This is a genomic window from Nonomuraea sp. NBC_00507 (assembly GCF_036013525.1).
Classification (GTDB): domain Bacteria; phylum Actinomycetota; class Actinomycetes; order Streptosporangiales; family Streptosporangiaceae; genus Nonomuraea.
Genome location: NZ_CP107853.1, coordinates 2839397 through 2860185 on the forward strand (window position 1 = coordinate 2839397; position 20789 = coordinate 2860185).

Genomic DNA, 20789 nt, shown 5'->3' on the forward strand with positions numbered 1-20789 from the left:
TCTACACGGGGGTGGCAGTCACCAGCAGCGCTGCGAGCACAATGGGAGCTGCTGTCTGGTATCCGATCCACACCTCACCCCCGGCGCTGCTGCCCCGCCATGCCGTCAGCAGGCCGGCAAGCGCCGCCAACACCCATCCACCGTCGTAGGCAACCATGAGCCGCGTGTAGGTGGGCAGCGGGCGGCTGCGCACATATCTGATCTCGATCCCGCCACCGATCAGCAGGGCCACGCCTGAGATGACCATCAGCCAGGCGGACACGCCGAGCAGATGACCGAGCCGGGCAGCGCCGATGATGAAGGCGGCAGCAAGCAACATCTTGACGACGCCGTCGGCGATGATCCCCGCCACTCGGACTGTCTCTGTCGATGTCACGGCCTGGGTCTGGGTCACTATCTTTCTCGCAGTCACCATTACGGTGCTTGGTGAAGGGACTCGGCGGGGGCCGGGTGACGGTCTGTGTGGGTCGCCGCAACTGCGCCGCACCCTTGTGGCGGCCAGTCGGGGGCGGGGTCCTCGGCGAGCAGCGGCCGGAGGGCGCCGAGAACCGCGCCGATGCAGACGTCGCGCAGCTGGGTGCGGGTACAGGTCTCGTGGGTGAGCCAGTCGACGCAGAGGACCTGGACGAAGACCAGCCAGCTCTTCAGGACGCCAGACATGGCCTCGCGGGCGCTCTCGTCCGCGAGTGGGAGGATGGCCAGCAGTCGCGCACGGAGCGCGTCCAGCTCGTTCGTCATGATCGTCTGGATCACCGGGTCGCCCGCGAGGTCCCGGTTCGCGGCGAGGACGGCGTTGCGGTTCGCCACGAAGTAGTCGAGATGGACGTCCATGCCCTGGATGAGCTGCTTCACCAGGGTGTCGGCGGGGTCGAGCCGCGTCTCGGTGAGCAGCTGGTCCGCCGCCCGCTGGTAGACGGCTGCGAAGAGGGCGTGCTTGCTGGGGAAGTGACGGTAGAGCAGGGCCCGGGAGACACCGGCCTGTTCGGCGACCTCCTCCATCAATACATCGGCGTAGGGGTGTGCGGCGAAGAGCCTTGCGCCGACGGCGAGGAGTTGGGCGCGGCGCTCGGCGGGGGTGAGCCGCTGGCGGGGAGGCATAAATGAAGTTTAGTTGACATGCGTCTACTAGTGCGTCCAATGTAGTAGACGCATGTCAACTAAGCTCCGCCAAGACGGCTTGGAGGGATTATGGCCAGGGTTCTGCGCATACTCACACAACTGATGGGCTGGGCCTGCGTGACGATCGGCCTGTTCCACGTGGCACTCGGCAACGATGCGATCCCCGGCGCCGGTTCCGCCGGCGCGACGGTCGACAGCTGGGGCCGGTTCATGGGGGCCAGCTTCGTCGGCTACGGGCTGGCCTGGCTCTGGGCCGCGCGGCAGCGTCCGATCCCGGCTCGGGCGGTGCGGTGGCTGGCTGGTGTTTTCCTGCTGGGCGGCGTGGGGCGGCTGCTCTCGCTCGCCGTGCACGGCTGGCCGCAGTGGTTCCAGATCGCACTGGCGGTGATCGAGCTCAGTCTGCCGCCGGTCTTGTTCTGGCTGGCCGACGCAGAGGAGCGGGCCCTGCGCAGCGATGTGGGGGCCGTGCCCGCCGGGCGATGAAATCGCCAGAGCTCACGGCGCTGATGGTGAGGCCCACTGACGGAACGGGCGTGACGGTGGGTATGACAGGGCCCCCGGGAGAGGTGGCGGCGAGCGGGGTCCCGCAGGGAGGCCGACTCAGGCAGACGGCGTGGCGGGCGGTGCGGGCCGGTCGGCCGACGCGCACACCCCTGCCAGGCAATGTTCGCCTGGCCCGTCACCAGACAGCCCGCAGGGTCGTTCAGGGCCTGCGGCCGTGAAAGGTGCGACGCAGGTCGCTCACCCAGGCGTCGGGGTTCTCCCAGGGGATGAAGTGGCCGCCATGGTCGTGGGCGTTGACGTTGACGTGGTTGAACCAATCGGCTTGCGGGCCGGTCTTGAATGCCCGGACGCGCTCGTTGGCGGTGTGGATGCCGGGCGGGTTCTCGTACGTGACTAAGGTGAGGCCGACCGGGGCCTGCACGACCGGGGTGCGGTCGTGGGCGGGGGTCCAGGGGTAGCGGTTGGCATTAGCGTAGTAACGCATCGACGTGGCGATGGAGTTGTTCACCCAGTAGATCGTGGCGTGGGTGAGCAAGTCGTCCTTGGTGAAGACGGATTCGACGTCGCCGCCGTTGTCGCTCCAGGCGTTCCAGCGCTCCAGCAGCCAGGCGAGCAGTCCAGCGGGTGAGTCGCTCAGTCCGTGGGCCAGGGTGGCGCCGTCGAGCATGTGCACGGCGAGGTGGCACGCCGAGCGGTGGTCCAGCTCGATGATCCGGGCGCGGATATCGGCGGGCTGGTCGTCGGTGAGGGGCCGATTCCGCGCGAAGTCCCAAGCCCGGGGGCCGGTGAAGAAGTCGAGCGGCAGCCCGGAGCCGATGTGGATGCCGTACAGCTCGTCGGCGTACTTGTGGCCGAGTTGGCTGGAGACGATCCCGCCGATGTCGCAGCCCCCGGCGGCGTACTTCTCGTATCCCAGGGTCTCGGTCATCAGGGTGTGCCAGAGGTCGGAGACCTTCCAGAAGTTGACGTCCGGAAAGCCAGTGAGCGGGCCGGGGAAACCGAAGCCGGGCAGAGACGGCACGATGACGTCGAAGGCGTCGGCGGGGTCACCGCCGAACGCGGCCGGGTCGGCGAGCGGGTCGATCACCTTCGACCAGTGCCAGAACGTCCACGGCCAGCCATGGGTGAGGATCAACGGGATCGGGCGAGGGCCGCAGCCGGGCTTGCGCATGAAGTGCACTGGGACACCGGTGACGCTCACCTGGTAGTGCTCGTAGGCGTTGATGGCGGCCTCGGCCTTGCGCCAGTCGTAGGCGTCCCGCCAGTAGGCGACCAGCTCACGGAGATAGCTGTCCGGGACGCCGTAGGACCAGTCCCCGTTCCCCTCGTCAAGCGGCGGCCGGGTCAATGTGAGACGGGCGCGCAGGTCATCGAGGACCTTGTCGGGCACATGGATCGGGGTGGGCTCCAGGGGGAAGGCGTGCGGGGTGGTCATGGCGTGGTTCCTTACTGGGTCGGGGAAGCGGTGTCGTCGGCCTGTTGGGTGATTGGCGCCGACACCGCGCCATTTCAAGACGTGCGGGCGGCGACGCGGCGAGTGCCTGCCGGTGGTGCGGGTCGGGCTAGCCAACCAGGCGGCCGGGCGACCGATGCGCTCCTTTCGCCGCGACTCGACTACCTTGGCACCGGCGCGGACACTCAACGGCTCTAACGATAGGACGTTTCCACGTCCGCCCCGGGGCGGCGTTGCATAGGTGATCATTATCTTGAGCCGCTGATCTTTGCGGGGCCTCTGACCTGGACGGCCTCGTTGGCGACGGTGTCCGCAACGAGGCCGTGGGTTGTCTGGAAAGCACCGGTCAGCGGGGGCCGATCGTTACCGAAGAGCGGCTGCAGAAGCCGGGGCGGAGGCGGACTTGTCCGGCTCGCGCAGCGGCGAACCACCGGTCGTGACGGGACCGGGTGACGGCATACCGGCCGTATCCCGGTGAAAGAGCCGCTGGTTTGACCTTGACGCTGCGTCAACTCCTAGCATCGGGGCCATGTCGATCACTGTTCTTGACACCTACTCCGCCATGAGGCGGATCCTGCTGGCCCCGGCCGCGGACCGCGTTGACCTGCTGCATTCGATGCTGGAGCCCACCAGGGGCATGTACCGCTACTACCCCGGCGAGGTCGACCTGGTGGCCATGCACCTCGAAGCATCCGGATTCCCCATCGACCGCGACGAGGAGCGTTGCCTCGACGCGCTCGAAACCCTGGCGGCGGCCGGAGCCTGGGAGCGGATGCAACGCGCCCTCGACGACGCTCTCACCGTACAGCTGGAGGCGACGCCGGGGCTGGAGGTCCCGGACATCACCGTGCTGTTCGTCCTCGGCGATCCGGCTGACAAGCACTTCATGGGTCCCTGCCTAGGAGTGACCGGGTTCGGCGGCATCTCGGGCAACATCGCCATCACGTTCTGGCCCTTCCCCGAGAACGTGGAGCGGCTGGAGGCCACCGCCGTGCACGAACTGCACCACAACCTGCGGTGGGGCCCGGGCGGGATCGTGTGGGACCCGATGACCGTCACGGTCGGCGAGCACATCGTCGGCGAGGGCCTGGCCGACGCCTTCGCCCGCCAGCTCTACGGTGACGAGCTCGGCCCCGCCCGCATCGGCGTGCCGCACCTCCACGACGACGAGGTCTTCAGCAAGGTGCTCACCGGGCTCGACGTGACAGGCATGCAGAACTTCACTGCCTGGGTGCACGGTGACCCCGGCGCCGAGCGTTTCGGCCTCACCCCGGTGGGACTGCCGATGGGCGCCGGGTACGCCGCAGGCAACCGGCTGGTCGACGCCTACCTGACGGCGACCGGGCAGACGGCGGCGCAGGCCCTGCACGCCGACAGCTCGGAGATCATCACAACTACGCTCCGCCGCGGGTAACACTGGAACGATGGAGTGGACGATCCAGGAACTCGCGGCGAGGGCCGGCATCACCAGCCGCACCCTGCGTCACTACGACCGCGTCGGGCTCTTGACCCCGTCCCGGGTCGGCGCGACCGGGTACCGCTACTACAACCCCACCGCGGTCGCCCGGCTCCAGCGGATCCTGCTCATGCGCCGGCTCGGCATGGGCTTGCCGGCCATCGCCGAGGTCCTGGCGAACGAGGTGGACACGTGCGACGGGCTCCGCGCCCACATCGCCGCACTGGCGGAGGAACGGGACCGCATCGAACGGCAGATCCGCTCTGTGCGTCACACGCTCGAGGCGCTCCAGGCGGGGGCGGAACCGCGGATGGACGTCATGTTGGCGGGGTTCAACGACCGCTACAAGGACGAGGTGATCTCACGCTGGGGCGAGCGCGCGTTCCAGGTGAGCAATGACTGGTGGCACGGCAAGACCCTTGACCAGCAGCTGGCCTGGAAGCAGGACGTGGAGGACCTCGTCGCCGCATGGGTCGCCGCGGCGAAGGCCGGGGTTTCTCCGACGTCGGAACACGCTCAGTCACTGGCTGCCCGGCACGTCCAGTGGCTGAGCCAGATCCCGGGTACGCCCACGGCCGAGGGCGACCGGGAGTGCTCGATCGAGATGGTGAAAGGCCTGGGGGACATGTACGTCGACGACCCCCGCTTCGCGGGCATGTACGACGACGCCGCGGGGGCGACGTTCGTCCGCGACGCACTGCAAGCGTACGCGCGGACCCGCATGTAGCTCGTGCGGTTCGGAGAAATGGTCATTATCTTGAGCTGCTGATCATTGGAGGGGCTCTGACCTGGGGGCCTCGTTGAAGACGAGTGTCCGCGACGAGGCCGTGGGCAGTTCGGGAACGCTGGTCAACAAGGGCCGATCGTTACCGAAGAGCGGCTCGCAGGAGCCGGGGTCGGAGGCAGCATGCTCCGAGTCGCGTGTGTCGGCCAGCCGACGGTGTCCGAGCGCCGCGCTATGGTTCGAAGCCGCTCGATCTCAGCTCGGACGTCGGGCTGGGTGTAGAGCCAGGAACGGGAGACCGAAGCCCTCTGTGCGACGGTCTGGAAGGTGACCGCCGGTCGCACGCGTCCAGGATCGTCTGCACTTCGACGACTGTGAGCACCCGCGGGAACTTGCGCGGCGCCTTGAGGCTGATCGTTCTGCGCGGCTGGAGCCCGCGAGTACGGAACAAGATGGCGGCACCGTCATTTCCGCTCCCGCAATCCGGGGGCCTGAGCTGCGTCCCGTCCGGCGCGTCACGGTCGGCGCAGGCGGCCCTCGATGGCCTCGATGATGCGTGGGCGCAGTTCGGCGGCCCGGATGACGGCGTCCACGGAGCCGACCTCGACCGCGCGCTGGATGTTGTGCACGCGATCGAACTCCATCGCCACCTCACCGAGCTTCTCCGCGCGAACCGACGAGCGAAGCTCGTCGAGCTCCGCGGTCAACGCGGCGCGGTCGGCGCCGGAGGCGGCCGCGACGCGGGCCTCCATGTCCACCACCCGCGAGTCCGCCGCCGTGCGGGCGTTGACGTCGCCGGCGAACACCACCGCGGCGGCGGGAGCGCCACCGAGCACCGAGGCGAACGAGCCTTCCAGCGCGAGCACGGTCATGTTCGGGTTCAGCGCCTTCGAGAACACCACGAACGCTCCGCCGTGGTAGCGCGAGATGACGCAGAACACGATGGGCCCGCGGAAGTTCACGATCGCGCGGCCGATCTCGGCGCCGTACTCCAGCTGCAGCTTCCGCATCGACTCCGGCGAGCCGTCGAAGCCCGACAGGTTCGCCAGCACCACCAGCGGCCGGTTGCCGCTGGCCGCGTTGATCGCCCGCGCGGCCTTCTTCGACGAGCGCGGGAAGAACGTGCCCGCGGTGTAGGTGTCCGGGCCGTCGGTGGGCGGGAAGCCGCGCCGCGGCACCGCCCGTGACTCGATGCCGAGCAGGCACACCGGCATGCCGCCGAGATGCACGTCCTGCACCACTGCGGTCTCCGCGTCGGCCATGCCCCTCCAGCGTTCCAGCACCGGATGGTCCTGGTCGGACAGAGCCCGCATCACGGTCCGGATGTCGAACGGCTTCTTGCGGTCCGGGTTGGCCGTCGCGGAGAAGATCTCGCCGACGGTGGTGAAGTCGCTGTCCGCCATCGCATGCGGGAAGTCGGAGATGTCGCGGTCGACGGGGTCGCTCGTCGTCGCCCGCCGCGGCCCTTCCTCGCCCGGTGCGACGTACGTGTGGTCGTAGTACGACATCAGCAGGTCGCGCGCGGCGGTCAGGTTCGGCGCCCAGTATTGTGCCTGGCCGTTCGGGCCCATCACCCGGTCGTAGCCGCCGATGCCGAAGTTGTCCTCGGCCGACACGCCGCCGGAGAAGTCGAGCGACTGCTTGCCGGTGAGCACCATCGCCGAGTCGGGCGTCATCACCAGGATGCCCTTGGTATGCATGAGCATCGTGGCCTCGGCGTTCCAGTAAGGCTGCGCGCCGACGTTGATGCCCGCGACCACGATGTTGATCTCGCCGCCGTCCTGGGTGAACTCGACGATCCGCTTGAGCGCCGCGGCCACCCAGTCCATGTTCTCCGTGCCCGACGTCATGGAGATCCGTGCGCCGGCGGACAGCGCGTACCACTCCAGCGGCACTTGCATACGCTCGGCCAGGTCCAGCGCGGCGATCACGCGACGGCATTCGGGCTCCGACAGCGCGCCGAGCGACTTCGTCGGGTCGCCGAGCAGCACGACCCTGGTGAGGCCCTGCGGGTGCCGCCGGGTCCGCGTGGTGACCACGCCCGCGACGAGCGCCGCGGTGTTGTGCCCCTTCGGCCGGTCGACCGGCACCAGCGTGTGGTCGTCGTCGAGGTCGTGCTCGACGAAGTAGCCGAGCAGGCTGGTCAGCTCGTAGGGGTAGACCGTGTTGCGGCTGCTCGCCCGCAGCACCTTCTGCCGGTAGTCGTCGAGCGGCTCGACCGGCTCGTCCGACGGCTCGCCGATGGTCAGCTCGGCTCCGCCGGTGGCGTCGAAGGCGATCCGCACCGCGATCTTGGTGAGCTCGCCGGTCGTCCTGTCGCGCTGCCGCGCGATGAACAGGATCTCCTCCAGGCCGGCGCCCGCGGTCGTCGGCCGCACGCGCCTGGCGATCATCTCCATCTCCGCGCGGGTGAGGTCGCTCGGCGGCCAGACGTAGACCACGATCCGGTTGGTGTTGAAGCGTTTGTTCGCCGGCCGCCGCGACTGCGCGCGGCGGATCGAGTCGAGGCAGGTGGCGATGGTGTCCTCGGCCGCCGGCAGGGCGACCAGCCTGCCGTCGTGCTCGCGCAGCTCCGTCAGGTCGCGCAACTGCGCGAACGCGACCAGGCGGTCGTCCGACGGGTTGTCCCGCGCCACGCACTGGAAGAGGTAGACCTCCTCGTCCGACGACGGCAGCCGGGTGAGGTCGAACTTGTTGAGCCGCTCCAGCTGCATCCGCTGCGCGATGTACGGGTGCAGGCCGCGGATCAGCCGCTCCTCGGTCATCCCGGTGGCCGACGGGCGGAAGGTGAAGTGGTGGTGCATGACCGCGCCGCCGCTGCCCGCGATGGTGGCGGTGAGCCTGCGAATCTGGGGCGGCAGCGGGTGCGCGCTGATGACCTCGTGCAGCGCGGCCGCCATCGCATCGGAGTCCTCCGGCTGGTGCTCCCAGGCGAGATAGATGTCGGCGTCGATGGCGTCCTTGCCGTCGGCCAGGCCCGCGAGCCCGCGCAGCGCGCCGCCGAGCGCTTCGAAGCTCACCGCGGACGAGACCACGCAGGAGCCCGCGCGCTCGGCGACCACGAACCTGCAGCCCGCGACCTCGCTGGTGCGGACGCCGGTGAGACCCTTGTTGCCGTAGTAGCGCCGGGTCAGCACCTCCAGCATGACCGCGTTGTCCAGGTCGTCGCGGGTGAGCCGCTGGCCGAGCAGCCGCACCAGCGGCTCGGTGGTGCGTACCATCTCGGCGATGCGCTCGGCGCGGTCCGGCGCGTCCGGGTGCGCGTCCAGGTGGCGCAGGTGCTTGCGGACGCGGGCGTAGACGCGGGCGCGGTTGCGGCGCAGCAGCGGCTGCGCGAACCAGGCGTACACCACGCCGCGCGCGAGGTCGGAGACCACGGGGAAACGGACCTGCGTCGCGGACAGCAGCCGCTCCAGCGCCAGACCGGCGGGCTCGCGCAGCGTCTCGTCCGGCGGCGGCTCCCGCAGCCACGCGCGCAGCAACGTCGCGATGACCGCGGCGTCGGCGGAGGCGCGTTGCTGGGCGAGGAAGATCCGGAACACCGCGGCCTCGAGCTCGGGGGAGCGCTCCAGCTCGGTGACGCCGTAGTGGCCGAGCGCCTTGGCGAGCTTGGCCTGGAACGACTCCGGCAGCCCGGCCCGCTCGACGTCGAGGCTCTGCAGGTAGGTGTGGAAGTATTCGCGGGCGCTGTGGACGTGCTCGTCACCGCCGCCGTCGCCGCCGCCGTCTGGGCCCGCCGGCCGGTTGCGGCTCAGCTCGGCCAGGTCGGCGAACGCGTCGATGAGCGCGAGCTCCTCGGCCAGCGGCCGGTGACCGTCCTTGCCGGCCTCCTTGCGCGCGGTGAGGTAGTCGTCGAGCACCCGGCGGTCGTCGTGCGGGTCGACGTCGAAGCCCAGCAGCAGGCTGCGCAGGTCCTCGTGGCCGCGCGCGGTGCGCTCGCGCGCCGAGATCCTTCCGGGCGCGGCGGGCAGGTCGAGCTCGACGGACCCGGCGGCCGTGGTGTCCTCGGCTTCGGCGTCGTCGGCGAGCGGCTCCAGCCGCAGCAGCGGTGCGCCGGTCTCCACCTGGGTGCCCACGGACACGGCACATTCCTTCAGCCGTGCCCTGAACGGGGCCCGCAGCACCGTCTCCATCTTCATGCTCTCCAGCACCAGCACCGGTGCGCCCGCCTCGACCTCGGCGCCCACCCCCAGCGGCATGGCGACGACCAGCGCGGGCGCGGGCGAGCGGACGACGCCGCCCTCGTCGCGGCTGACCCGGTGCGTCACGCCGTCCACCTCGACCAGGTGGATCGGCCCGTGCGTGCCGGTGAGCAGGCGGTAACGGGTGCCGTTGACGCTGATCTGCCCGGTGTGCCGGTCGAAGCGGTCGAGCTCGACGTCGGCGGTGCGGACGTCGCCGCCCGCTTCGATGCCGACGCGGAAGCGGTGCGCGCCGACGCGGGCGACGCGCACGCGGTAGCCGGCGCCCCGCAGCTTCAGGTCCAGCGGCCGGCCGCTCTTGTGCTGCACCTGCGGGCGTCCGCCGAACGCCGTGGACAGCAGTCGCTGCCGCTCGACGCGTTCTTCCTCCTCGTACGCCTCGATGGCGGCGGCCGCCAGCGCGACGGCGGAGTGCCGGTGCGAGATGAGCCTGCCCTGGCCGCGGACGCGGTCGATCCAGCCGGTGTCCGCGCTGGCGTCGATCACCTCGGGCTGGTCGAGCAGGTCGAGCACGAAGCTCTTGTTCGTCGCGCCGCCTTCGATGATCACTGTGGTCTGTGCCATCGCCCGGCGCAGCCGGCCGAGAGCCTCGTCGCGGTCGCGGCCGTAGGCGATGATCTTCGCGATCATCGAATCGAAGTCGGCGGGGATGGTGTCGCCCTCGCTGACGCCGGTGTCCACGCGGATGCCCGGCCCGGCAGGCAGGTCCAGCCGCGCGATGCGGCCCGGGGACGGCGCGAAATCGCGGTCGGGGTCTTCGGCGTTGAGCCGGGCCTCGATGGCGTGCCCGCGCTCCACCGGCGGCTCCCCTTCGAGCCTGCTGCCGGATGCCACCCGCAGTTGCGCCTTGACCAGGTCGAACCCGGTGGTGATCTCGGTGATCGGGTGCTCGACCTGCAGGCGGGTGTTGACCTCGAGGAACGCGAACAGCTTGTCGTCGGGGTGGTAGAGGAACTCGACGGTCGCCGCGCCGCGGTAACCGACGGCGACGGCCAGTCGCTCGGCCGACGCCTTGAGCTCGGCCGTCTGCACGGGGCTGAGCACCGGCGACGCCGACTCCTCGATGACCTTCTGGTTGCGCCGCTGCACCGAGCAGTCGCGGACGCCGAGTGCCCACGCGGTGCCCTCGCCGTCGGCGATCACCTGGACCTCGACGTGCCGGGCGCCGGTGACCAGGCGCTCCAGGAACACGATGCCGCTGCCGAACGCCCGTGCGGCCTCCTGGCTGGTGCGCTCATAGGCGTCGGCGAGCTCGGCGTCGTTCGTGATCACCCGGATGCCGCGCCCGCCGCCGCCCGCGGTCGCCTTCAGCATCAGCGGGTAGCCGATCTCGCCCGCCGCCGCCAGGGCGGCGTCCAGGGTCTCGACCGCGCCGCGGCTCCACGGCGCGACCGGCACGCCGACTTCCTCGGCGATCAGCTTCGCGCCGATCTTGTCGCCGAGCTTGCGCATGGCCTCCGGGCTCGGTCCGACGAAGGTGACTCCGATCTTCTCGCACAGCTCCGCGAACGCCGGGTCCTCCGCGACGAAGCCCCAGCCGACCCATGCGGCGTCGGCCCCGGTCTCCACCAGGGCGCGCTCCAGCACCTTCAGGTCGAGGTAGGGGCGCGCGGAGGCGGGACCGAGATCGTAGGACAGGTCCGCTTCCCGGACGAAGGTCGCGGTGCGGTCGACGTCGGTGTGCAGGGCGACGGTCTCGATTCGTGTCCCGGTCTCCGCGGCGAGGTCTCGTACGGCATGGATGAGCCGCATGGCGGCCTCACCACGGTTGACGATGGCGACACGACTGAACACTCGACCGAGCCCTCCTGTAGACAACATGTGCACGCCGCGAGACGGCGCCCCCCTTAGTCTCCACCTTTCCCTCTGCAAGGCCGACGGCGCCATGTCGCAACCGTGAACGCTACGCGGCTCCAATTGTGGGAATACCACCAAAACCCGTTCGGCGTATGCTGGGTTACGTGCGCCCAGGGCGCCACCGGTCCGCGGGAAGGGCGAAGCCCACCTGATGCTCGTCGCACTACCTCGGCCCGACCTCTTTTCCGGCCTGATCATGCGGACGCCAGGCCAGACGGAAAGGAGGCCATTGTGCCTATCCATCGCCTGCCCGACAACCCCAGCATCGAACGGCTCCGCAAGCAGGCCAAAACACTTCTCCAGTACGTGAAGGCGGGAGTTCCCGAGGCGCTCGGACTCGTCGCCGAGTTCCACCCCCGGCCGCCGGAGACGCCCAAGTTGTCCGACGCGCAGCTCGTCACCGCCCGCATGTACGGCTTCACGAGCTGGCCCAGGCTGAAGGAGCACCTCGGCACCGTCGACCGCTACTCCCGATCGCCGCACCGGGTTCCGCCGAGCGAGGAGCTGCCGGAGGAGTTCCTGCGGCTCGCCTGCCTCACCTACGGCTCGGACTACCCGGGCCGGACCGGGGAGGCCGACCTCCTACTGGCCCGGCATGCGCAGCTGCCCACCGCCAACGTCTTCACGATGGCGGCCACCGGCTCGGCCGACGCACTGGCCGATGCGCTGGCCGGCGATCCCGGCCTCGCCCGGGCGCAGGGCGGCCCCTTCGGGTGGGAGCCGCTGCTGTACCTGACCTACGCGCGCCTCCAGACCCCAGGCCGGTCCGTGGCGGCGGCCCGGCTCCTCCTCGAGAGCGGCGCCGATCCGAACGCCGGATTCCTGTGGGACGGGCTGACCTTGCCGTTCACCGCGCTCACCGGCGCGTTCGGCGGAGGAGAGGGCGACCAGCCACCGCATCCGCAGGGACTGGCGCTGGCCAGACTGCTGCTGGAGGCAGGCGCGGACCCCAACGACGCCCAGACCCTGTACAACCGCGGACTCGGCGGCTCGTTCTCCGACGACACCACGCACCTTGAGCTGCTGCTGGAGTTCGGCCTGGGCCGCGGCGAAGGCGGGCCGTGGCATGCCCGGCTGGGCCCGACCGTGCAGTCCCCGCAGCAGCTGATGCGGGAAGAACTCGCCACCGCCGCCCTGCGGGGCGGCCCGCGACGGGCCCGGCTGCTCCTCGCGCACGGCGCGCAGGTGGACGGCCTCGGCGATCATCCGGCGTACGGCGGACGCACCCCGTACGAGCTTGCCCTGCTGAACGGGCACACCGAGGTCGCGGAGCTCCTCGCCGCGGCAGGCGCCTCGACGGTGCTGGATGTGAGGGACGCGTTCACCGCCGCCTGCATGCGTGCCGACGCGGACGCGGTGGCCGCCCTCGGCCCGGAGCCGGCGGCGCGAGCGCTTGCCCGATTCCCGGAGCTGATCAACACCGCGGCCGGGCAGCGCAAGCCCGCGGCGGTGCGGCTGCTCGCCGGTCTCGGCTTCGACGTGAACCACCGGCGCCGCAGCACTCCGCTGCACGAGGCGGCCTGGAACGACGACGTCGAGACGGCCAGGACGCTGATCGAGCTCGGCGCCGACCCGACGATCAAGGACGCCGAGCACGACGCCACCCCGCTCGGCTGGGCCGAGTACGGCGGCAAGCACCGCGTGGCGGCCTACCTGCGAAGCCTGCGACGCGAGTGATGACCAACTTCGACGGTGGTTCCGCACCGGCGGTGATGGTCGGGCAGCGTCGTCCCCCGGCTGAGCGGGAGGACCGAAATATAGGTCGTTGTCGGCCGAAACCAGTCACATCTGATTCTTGTCCGTGAGAGCATGACCGCAATTGGCGATCATGCCAACCTGCTGTCATGACCGCGGTCAGGCTCCCCGGCCGGCCGCTTTGAGAAGGATGAACGCATGCGCAAGTCAGCGAAGGTCCTTGCCGCGGCCACCCTGTTCGCCGCCGGCACGGTCCTCGCCCACCCCGCCCCCGCCATGGCCGCCGCTCCCTACACCCCCGAACGCGCGTGCGCCAAGGAATCCGGGCGTGGTGGATGGACGCACGTGAAGGACAACAAGAGGGCGCTGAAGAACGGGCGATCCACCTGGGGGTACGTCTACCTGATGTGGAACCGTGGCCTGCAGAAGAACTGCGTCACGGTGATCAAGACCACCTACGCCGGGACGCCGACGTACACGCAGGCGATTCTCCACGTGGAGGGCGGCGGCGCCTATCGGGACCCGGGCACCCTCACCAAGAGGAAGTACGGCCACTACGCCGCCGCCATCGGTTACGGCAAGGGTTACTGCGTGGACTTCGAGGGCCACACCACCGACACCCGCAGGGACTTCGGGATCGCCTCGGCCAGGCGGGGCAAGTTCATGAACTGCGGCTGACCCGACGATCGTGCACCCCGGATCGAGCCGCCCGGCGGGTGGCTCGATCCGGGCGGCCCGCTCGTTCGGCTCAGGTCGTGCGCTCGGCTATGAACACGAACTCGCGACCCGGGCGATCAGGCGCTTCGCGCACGTCGAGCGTTCGGTAGCCGTGGTCGCCCAGGCTGGACTCCACCTCGTCGCGGCTCCGGAACCGGAGCGTCGAGTCGGAGGTCACCACCGCGCCGTCCGCCACGAACCTGTAGGTGGAGCGGAAGTAGACGAGCGGAAGACGCACCTCGACGACCTCAAGACGCCGCTCCACCGGCCCGATCCCAGGGACATCAAGGACGAAGGGAGCGGTGTCGGCAGCCCATTCCTCCCAGGCCCGGTACTCCGGGCGCCTGGTCTCGAACACCAGATGCCCCCGGGGGCGAAGAGCGGCGTGGATGCCCCGGAGGGTCGCCGACCACTCGTCGTCGGTGAGGAACACCTGCGCCACATTTCCGGTCATCACCGCCAGATCGGCATGGAGCGTCGGGACTGTCGTGGCGTCGCCATGGATCCAGGTGACCGCCGCGGCCTCGTCCTTCGACCCCGCGACCTGCAGCGAGGCCTCCGCCGGGTCGACACCCACGACGGTGCGGCCGGTCCCGGCGAGCAGGACCGCCAGGGATCCGGTGCCGCAGCCGACATCCAGCACCCGGTCCGCGCCCAACTCATCGGCGATGGCGAGATAGGCCGGCAGGTCGTCGCGCTCTCCGTCGAAGGCGTCGTAAACGGGTGCGAGGCGGGGGTGCGCAAAGATCGCATCGGGCACCCGAGTGACCGTATCCCTGTTCCAACGCTCCGGCGACCGATTTTCCGGGGGGAGTATGCCCCGCTTTGGCTAGCCTCGGCCGGAGATGCGACGATCGGACCCGATGACTCATGAGCGATCGATGGGCGACAGCATGACAGACGACAGGGGCCGCAAGGCTCTCGTGGTGCGGGGCGGCTGGGAAGGGCACGCCCCGGTGGAGGCCACCGACCTCTTCGTCCCCTTCCTCGAAAAGCACGGGTACGACGTGCATCTGGCCGACTCGCCGGCACCGTACGCGGACTCCGCGTTCATGTCCGGCGTCGACCTCATCGTGCAGTGCTACACCATGGGCACGATCAAGCCGGAGGAGCTGCGCGGGCTGGAGGCGGCGATCCGGGCCGGCACGGGAATGGCGGGCTGGCACGGCGGCATCGCCGACTCCTACCGCAACTCTTCGGACTATCTGCACCTCATCGGCGGCCAGTTCGCCTGTCATCCGGGCAAGGACCCGGCCGAGCGGGACGGCTCGCAGGCCGACAACTTCGTGCCGTACACCGTGAACATGCTCCCCGAGGCGAGCGAGCATCCCATCACCGCGGGCATCGAGGACTTCGACCTGGTCACCGAGCAATACTGGGTGCTGACGGACGACTACATCGACGTGCTGGCGACGACGACGCAGAAGATCCGCCCCTGGGACCCCTGGCACCGGGAGGTCACCTCGCCGGCGATCTGGACCCGGCGCTGGGGCAGCGGGCGGATCTTCGTCACCACTCCGGGGCACAGCCTCGACGTCCTGCGGGACGACAGCGTACGCACGATCATCGAGAGGGGAATGTTGTGGGCCAGCCGATGAACGTGGGCGTCGTCGGATGCGGGGCCATCTCGGCCCAATACTTCCCGACCATCGACCGGTTGCCGCAGCTGCGGCTGGTGGCCGTGGCCGATCTGGACCCCGACCGGGCGCGGGAGGCGGTGCGGCCCTACGCGGGCGTCGACGTGCTGAGCGTGGCGGAGCTGATGGCGGACCCGCGGGTGGACGTCGTACTGAACCTCACCGTTCCCGCCGCCCATGCCGAGATCGCGCTGGCCGCGATCGCCGCGGGCAAGCATGTCTACTGCGAGAAGCCCCTCGCCGCGACGGCCGCGGAGGCCGGGCGGATCCTGCAGGCGGCCGACGCCGCCCAGGTACGGGTCGGCTGCGCCCCGGACACGGTGTTAGGGACGGGCACGCAGACGGCGCGCAAGGCCATCGACGACGGCCTGATCGGCAGACCGGTCGCGGCGACCGCGATGATGGTGACGCCCGGACACGAGCGCTGGCACCCGAACCCCGACTTCTACTACGTCCCCGGCGGCGGCCCCCTCCTCGACATGGGCCCCTACTACATCACGAGCCTGGTGACCATGCTCGGACCGGTGACGACGGTCATCGGCGCCGCAAGCCGCACCCGCGCCAAGCGCACGATCGGCTCGGGCCCCCGTCGCGGCGAGGAGATCCCGGTCACCGTCGACACCCACGTCACCGGAGTGCTCGTCCACGCCTCGGGAGCGCTGTCCACCCTGGTGATGAGCTTCGACGCGGCGACGACCAAGGCGCCCCACATCGAAGTGCACGGCGAGAAGGGCTCGCTCGTCGTCCCCAACCCGAACCACTTCGACGGCCTCGTCCAGGTGTTGAGCATCGGCGATGACGGCTGGCGCGACCTGCCCGTGGCGGCCGGCTACCTCGAGGCCGGGCGCGGCGTGGGCCTGGCCGACTTCGCCGCGACCCCGGTGGGCGAGGAGCCGCGTGCGGGCGGGACGCTCGCCTTCCACGTGCTCGACGTCATGGAGTCGCTGCTGGCTTCGGCGCACTCCGGGGCGGCGGTGACCATCACGAGCACGTGTGCGCGGCCGCGGCCGGTGGCCTCGCCAGGAGTCACCCTTTGGTGAGGCACGCCTGGAGGCGCTCGGTGACCAGCTGATCGACGTGCACGAGCCGGTCGAGATCACCTCTGTTGTCCTGACTGTGGTAGTAAAGACGCCTGTTGAGGTTGTTGTGACCATAGGGGGCAAAGTGGCGATGCTCAGCCGGCGACGGCTTCTCCAGGTAAGTGCGGGCGCCGTGCCGGCGATCGCGCTCGGCGCGGGTCCCGTACAGGCCGACTCTGGCGAGCCGCTGACCACGGGCGTTGTGCCGAGCGCGCTGGCCGGTTTCGACAAGGCGATGAAGACGTTCATCACTGAGCGGGACATTTCCTGCGCCCAGCTCGCGGTCGCCAAGAACGGCAAGATCCTGCTCGCGCGCGGCTACGGGCACTACTCCAAGCCCGGCGCCCCCATCGTGCGGGTGCAGCCCACGTCCCTGTTCCGGATCGCGAGCCTGAGCAAGAGCCTCACCGCGGCCGCGATCGTCCGGCTGGTCCAGGACGGCAAGGTGACTCTGGGGACGAAGGTCGCGTCCTTGCTGGGACTGTCGACCGCGGCCGACCCCCGGCTGGCGAACGTCACCCTGTCGCGACTGCTCCAGCACACCGCCGGCTGGGACAGGAGCGTGTCGAAGGACCCGCTGTGGATCGACCACACGATCTCCGCGTCGCTGGACGTGCCCCTGCCGATCGACCACGCCGACATCATGAAGTACGTCACCGCGCGGAAGCTCGACTTCGACCCCGGCACGAAGTACGTCTACAGCAACTACGGCTACATGCTGGCCGGCCGGGTCATCGAGAAGGTCTCGGGCATGAGCTACGAGTCGTACGTGCGGCAGAAGCTGCTCGCCCCCGTCGGGATCACCCGGCCGCGGCTCGGCCGCAGCCTCCGATCCGGGGCCTTCTCCACCGAGGTCGCCTACGAGTCGCAGTACACCAACAAGAGCGTCGTGGACCAATCGGGCACCGTCGTGCCGTTCCCGTACGGCGGTTTCAACATGCCCAACCAGGACGCCAACGGCGGCTGGCTCGCGTCGGCCGTCGACATGGTCAAGTGGGGTTTCGTCTTCAACGGTGCCGGTCCCGTGCTCAACGCCACGTCGATCTCCCGGACATTCGCCAAGCCCGAGACCGGGGTGACCGCCGGCGGCTCGTGGTACGGCCTCGGCTGGAACGTGCGCAACAACAACGCCGGAGGGCTGAACACCTGGCACAACGGCAGCATGCCCGGCACGTTCAGCTTCCTCGCCCGGGTGCAGAACGGTGTCAGCTACTGCGCGATCTTCAACCGCAGGGAGGAGGAAGGGGCGCCCGACTTCGATGCGATCGACCCCATCCTCGGCCAGGCGATCGGCACCGTGAGGACCTGGCCCACCACGGACCTCACCCCGAGGTACTTCTGACGGGGAGCGGGTCCGAGCCGCCGGTCATCTCGATCTCGGGCTCTCCGATTGATCTCCCGGCCGCGGGCTACGGCCGCTGACCGAGGGTGTCCAGGAAGGCGTGGATTTCATCGGCTTCCGGGACGCCGAGGTCGGTGTACAGGTCCAGGGCCTGCTGGGCGTGTGCGCGGGACTCGCCGTGCTCTCCCAGGTCGTGGTGGGCGCGGGCGAGACCATCGTGGGCGCGGGCCTGCTCGTGGTGAACTCCCACCTCCAGGGCGACGGCGAGAGCGGCATCGTGGTCGTCCACGGCCTGGACGAGATCGCCCATGGACCGCGCCGTCTCACCCAGACTGTTGAGGGATTCGGCTTCGTTGGTCCGATAGCCGAGCTCCCGGCACAGGTCCAGGGCGCGCAGAAGCTGCTCGCGGGACTGCTCGTAGCGGCCCAGCCGCTCGTGGACGCTGCCGAGGTTGCCCAGCGCGACGGCTTCGCCGCCCCGGTCGCCGAGTTCGCGATGCAGGTCCAGGGCCTGCTGGTAGTGGTCGCGGGCTTGCTCGTAGCGGTGCAGTCCCTCATAGGCGAGCCCCAGATTGGACAGCGCGACGGCTTCGTTGGCCCGCTCGCCGAGGTCGCGGCACAGCTCCAGGGCTTGCCGGTAGCGGTCGAGCGCCTGGTCGTGGGATCCCTGCCGCCAGCACACGTTGCCGAGGTTGTTCAGCGCCCGTCCTTCGCCAAGCCGGTCGCCGAGCTCAAGGTAGAGGTCCAGGGCCTGCCGGGAGTGCTCGTGCGCCTGCTCGTAGCGGCCTCGCCGGAAATATACGATGCCCAAGTCGATGAGCGCCCGGGCCTGGCAGGCCTTGTCGCCGCCGCGCCGTCCGGCGTCCAGCGCCTTGCCATGCAGGAGAAAGGCGTCGTCGTAATGGGCGTGGTCGTAGAGATACTGGTAAAGGGTCACCGCGAGTCGGCTGACGTAGCCGGGCTGGTCGTCGTCGGCGGTGCAGGCGCCGATGTCGATGAGGTTGGCACGTTCCGTGTCCAGCCACTCGGTCGCCTGTGTCGTGCCGCCAAACCGCACGACCGGCGTGCCCGGCTGGGGAATCCGCGGCCTGTGGTGTTTCCTGTTGGGGAAGACGAGATCGATCGCCTTACTGGCGGTGTACAGGTAGTGGTCGAACAGCCGGGTCAACGCCTCGCGCCGCGACTCAGTGGGTTCGTCGGCTTCCGCGGCGGCGTGGGCATATTGGCGTAGCAGGTCGTGGAGGGTGTAGCGGCCGGGTTGGTGCTGGAGGAGCATGTGGGCGTCGAGGAGGTCTTCTAGGATGGCCTCGGCTTCGTCCAAGGGCAGGTCGGCCAGCGCGGCGGCGGAGTGGGCGTCGAGATCGGCACCCGGGTGCAGGCCCAGGAGGCGGAACAGGCGCTGTTGGCCGAGGTCGAGCTGTTGGTAGGACAGGGCGAAGGCGGCGGCCACTCCGCGTTCGGGGGTGGCAAGCTCGGTCAGGCGGCGGCGCTCGTCGCGCAGGCGGTCGGCCAGGTAGCGGACGGTCCAGCGGGGGCGGTGGCGCAGCCGCGCGGCCGCGATGCGGAAGGCCAGCGGTAGGAAGCCGCACAGCTGTAGCACGTCCAGGACGGCGACCGGTTCAGCCAGGGCGCGGTCGCCGACAATGGTGGTGAACAGCTCGGTGGCCTCCTGGGCGGCGGGCAGGTCCATGGACAGGGCCTGGGCGCCGTCAAGGTCGGTGAGCCGGCGGCGGCTGGTGATCAGCATGAGGCTGGCGGTGGCGCCGGGAAGCAACGGGCGCACCTGGTCGGTACCGGCGACGTTGTCCAGGACGATGAGCGCTTGGCGGCCGGTCAGCTCGGTCCGCCACAGCGCGGCCCGGTCGGTGACCTCGGCGGGGATCTGTTCGGCCGGGAGGCCGAGCTGGCGCAGCAGGGTCTCCAGGGCGGCGGCGGGTTCGACGGGGCTCTGGCCGGGGGTGTGGGCGTGCAGGTCGACGAAGAGTCGCCCGTCGGGGAAGCGGTCGGCCAGCAGGTGAGCGGCGTGGATGACCAGGGTGGTCTTGCCGATGCCGGCCATACCATCGATGGCGGAGATCCCCACGACGCCGCTGTCGGCCGACCATGACCGGATGAGCGTGTCCACTTCGTCCGCACGTCCGGTGAAGTCGGCGATGTCGTAGGGCAGATGGGAGACGCGCTGCGGCTGGTGTCGCTGGGCGGCCTGCTTCGGCTGCTGCTGGGCTGGTTGAGTCAGGTGCGGGTCATCGCGCAAGATGGACTGTTCCAGGGCGGCGAAGGTGCGGCTGGGATCCAGTCCCTGCTGCTCGACCAGGGCGGTGCGGAAGGTCCTGGCGGTCGTCAGCGCTTCGGCTTGGCGCCCGGCCCGGTGCAGGGCAAGCATGAGCTGGCCGACCAGCCGCTCGCGCAGCGGATGCGCCGCGACCTGTGTGGCGAGTTCGTCGACGATCTCGGTGTGGCGTCCCAGGTCCAGCTCCAAGTCCGCCAGGCGTTCCACCGCGCGCATCCGCCGCTCCTCCAGGCGCTGGCGGGCCTCTGGCACGTAGTCGGCTCGGATGCCCGCCAGCGGCTCTCCCGCCCACAGCGCCAGCGCCCCGCGGACTTGCTGGGCTTCGTCGGAGGCGGCCCGCTCGGTGAACTCCTCCAGGTCCAGCTGCCCGGCCTGGACGTAGATCACATAACCGGCGGTGCGGGATTGGAGCGCCTGCTCGGCTCCGGCCTGGCGAAGCGCCCGCCGCACCGTCGCGACCAACGTGTGGATCTGTGATCTGGCCGTGTCCGGCGGGGTCACTCCCCAGATGGCACCGATCAACCGGTCAGTGCTGACCACGGTCCCGGCATGCAGCAGCAAGTACGCCAGAAGGGCGCGGTGCCGTGGCTCCCAGCGGGGCACGTACCCGTCCTGGCCGCGTACCTCTACCGGTCCGAGCAGCGTGAACCGTACGCCCATCCGCGTGTCCCCCCGAGCTCTATCGAGCCTGGTGGGCCCGATGGAAAAAGCATG

14 protein-coding genes are annotated in these 20789 nt (G+C 69.9%); 8 read left to right on the plus strand and 6 right to left on the minus strand.

Going from position 1 to position 20789, the window contains the following annotated elements; translation table 11 throughout:
• Position 1: 1 nt before the first annotated feature.
• Together OHA25_RS14475 and OHA25_RS14480 are read right to left on the minus strand one after the other, a co-directional pair.
• A complete protein-coding gene (locus OHA25_RS14475) occupies positions 2–352 on the minus strand; it encodes a hypothetical protein (protein ID WP_327588074.1) in 351 nt (116 codons plus the stop codon).
• A gap of 62 nt (positions 353–414) precedes the next feature.
• Positions 415–1098, minus strand: coding sequence for a TetR/AcrR family transcriptional regulator (locus OHA25_RS14480; protein WP_327588075.1), 684 nt, complete (start codon positions 1096–1098; stop codon positions 415–417).
• 90 nt (positions 1099–1188) lie between these two features.
• Between OHA25_RS14480 and OHA25_RS14485 the strand changes: the two genes are divergently transcribed.
• On the plus strand, positions 1189–1602 hold the full coding sequence (locus OHA25_RS14485) for a DUF4345 domain-containing protein (protein WP_327588076.1): 414 nt from the start codon (positions 1189–1191) through the stop codon (positions 1600–1602).
• Positions 1603–1822: 220 nt separating this feature from the next.
• Here the strand turns inward: OHA25_RS14485 and OHA25_RS14490 are convergent, their stop codons facing one another.
• Entirely contained in the window at positions 1823–3058 is a 1236-nt protein-coding gene (locus OHA25_RS14490; RefSeq protein WP_327588077.1) for an epoxide hydrolase family protein, read from the minus strand.
• Between the two features lie 547 nt (positions 3059–3605).
• Between OHA25_RS14490 and OHA25_RS14495 the strand changes: the two genes are divergently transcribed.
• Together OHA25_RS14495 and OHA25_RS14500 are read left to right on the plus strand one after the other, a co-directional pair.
• Positions 3606–4490 (plus strand): DUF2268 domain-containing protein, encoded by an 885-nt coding sequence (locus OHA25_RS14495; RefSeq protein ID WP_327588078.1) that lies wholly within the window; start codon positions 3606–3608, stop codon positions 4488–4490.
• Positions 4491–4500: 10 nt separating this feature from the next.
• Entirely contained in the window at positions 4501–5259 is a 759-nt protein-coding gene (locus OHA25_RS14500) for a MerR family transcriptional regulator (RefSeq protein WP_327588079.1), read from the plus strand.
• Between the two features lie 512 nt (positions 5260–5771).
• On the opposite strand, the gene OHA25_RS14505 is transcribed toward OHA25_RS14500, so the two are convergent.
• Positions 5772–11252 (minus strand): ATP-binding protein, encoded by a 5481-nt coding sequence (locus OHA25_RS14505; protein WP_327588080.1) that lies wholly within the window; start codon positions 11250–11252, stop codon positions 5772–5774.
• Positions 11253–11546: 294 nt separating this feature from the next.
• Between OHA25_RS14505 and OHA25_RS14510 the strand changes: the two genes are divergently transcribed.
• Positions 11547–12992: an ankyrin repeat domain-containing protein gene (locus OHA25_RS14510; protein ID WP_327588081.1), complete on the plus strand. Its 1446-nt coding sequence runs from the start codon at positions 11547–11549 to the stop codon at positions 12990–12992.
• A 216-nt stretch (positions 12993–13208) separates the two neighbouring features.
• Positions 13209–13688, plus strand: coding sequence for a hypothetical protein (locus OHA25_RS14515; RefSeq protein ID WP_327588082.1), 480 nt, complete (start codon positions 13209–13211; stop codon positions 13686–13688).
• 70 nt (positions 13689–13758) lie between these two features.
• Here the strand turns inward: OHA25_RS14515 and OHA25_RS14520 are convergent, their stop codons facing one another.
• On the minus strand, positions 13759–14487 hold the full coding sequence (locus OHA25_RS14520; RefSeq protein ID WP_327588083.1) for a class I SAM-dependent methyltransferase: 729 nt from the start codon (positions 14485–14487) through the stop codon (positions 13759–13761).
• 133 nt (positions 14488–14620) lie between these two features.
• Between OHA25_RS14520 and OHA25_RS14525 the strand changes: the two genes are divergently transcribed.
• From OHA25_RS14525 to OHA25_RS14535, 3 genes are all read left to right on the plus strand, one after another.
• Positions 14621–15325: a ThuA domain-containing protein gene (locus OHA25_RS14525; RefSeq protein ID WP_327588084.1), complete on the plus strand. Its 705-nt coding sequence runs from the start codon at positions 14621–14623 to the stop codon at positions 15323–15325.
• Positions 15310–16404: a Gfo/Idh/MocA family protein gene (locus tag OHA25_RS14530; RefSeq protein WP_327588085.1), complete on the plus strand. Its 1095-nt coding sequence runs from the start codon at positions 15310–15312 to the stop codon at positions 16402–16404. Before OHA25_RS14525 ends, OHA25_RS14530 begins: the two co-directional genes overlap by 16 nt.
• A gap of 130 nt (positions 16405–16534) precedes the next feature.
• Positions 16535–17785, plus strand: coding sequence for a serine hydrolase domain-containing protein (locus OHA25_RS14535; protein ID WP_327590979.1), 1251 nt, complete (start codon positions 16535–16537; stop codon positions 17783–17785).
• A gap of 67 nt (positions 17786–17852) precedes the next feature.
• Here the strand turns inward: OHA25_RS14535 and OHA25_RS14540 are convergent, their stop codons facing one another.
• Positions 17853–20735: an AfsR/SARP family transcriptional regulator gene (locus tag OHA25_RS14540; RefSeq protein WP_327588086.1), complete on the minus strand. Its 2883-nt coding sequence runs from the start codon at positions 20733–20735 to the stop codon at positions 17853–17855.
• Positions 20736–20789 lie beyond the last annotated feature (54 nt).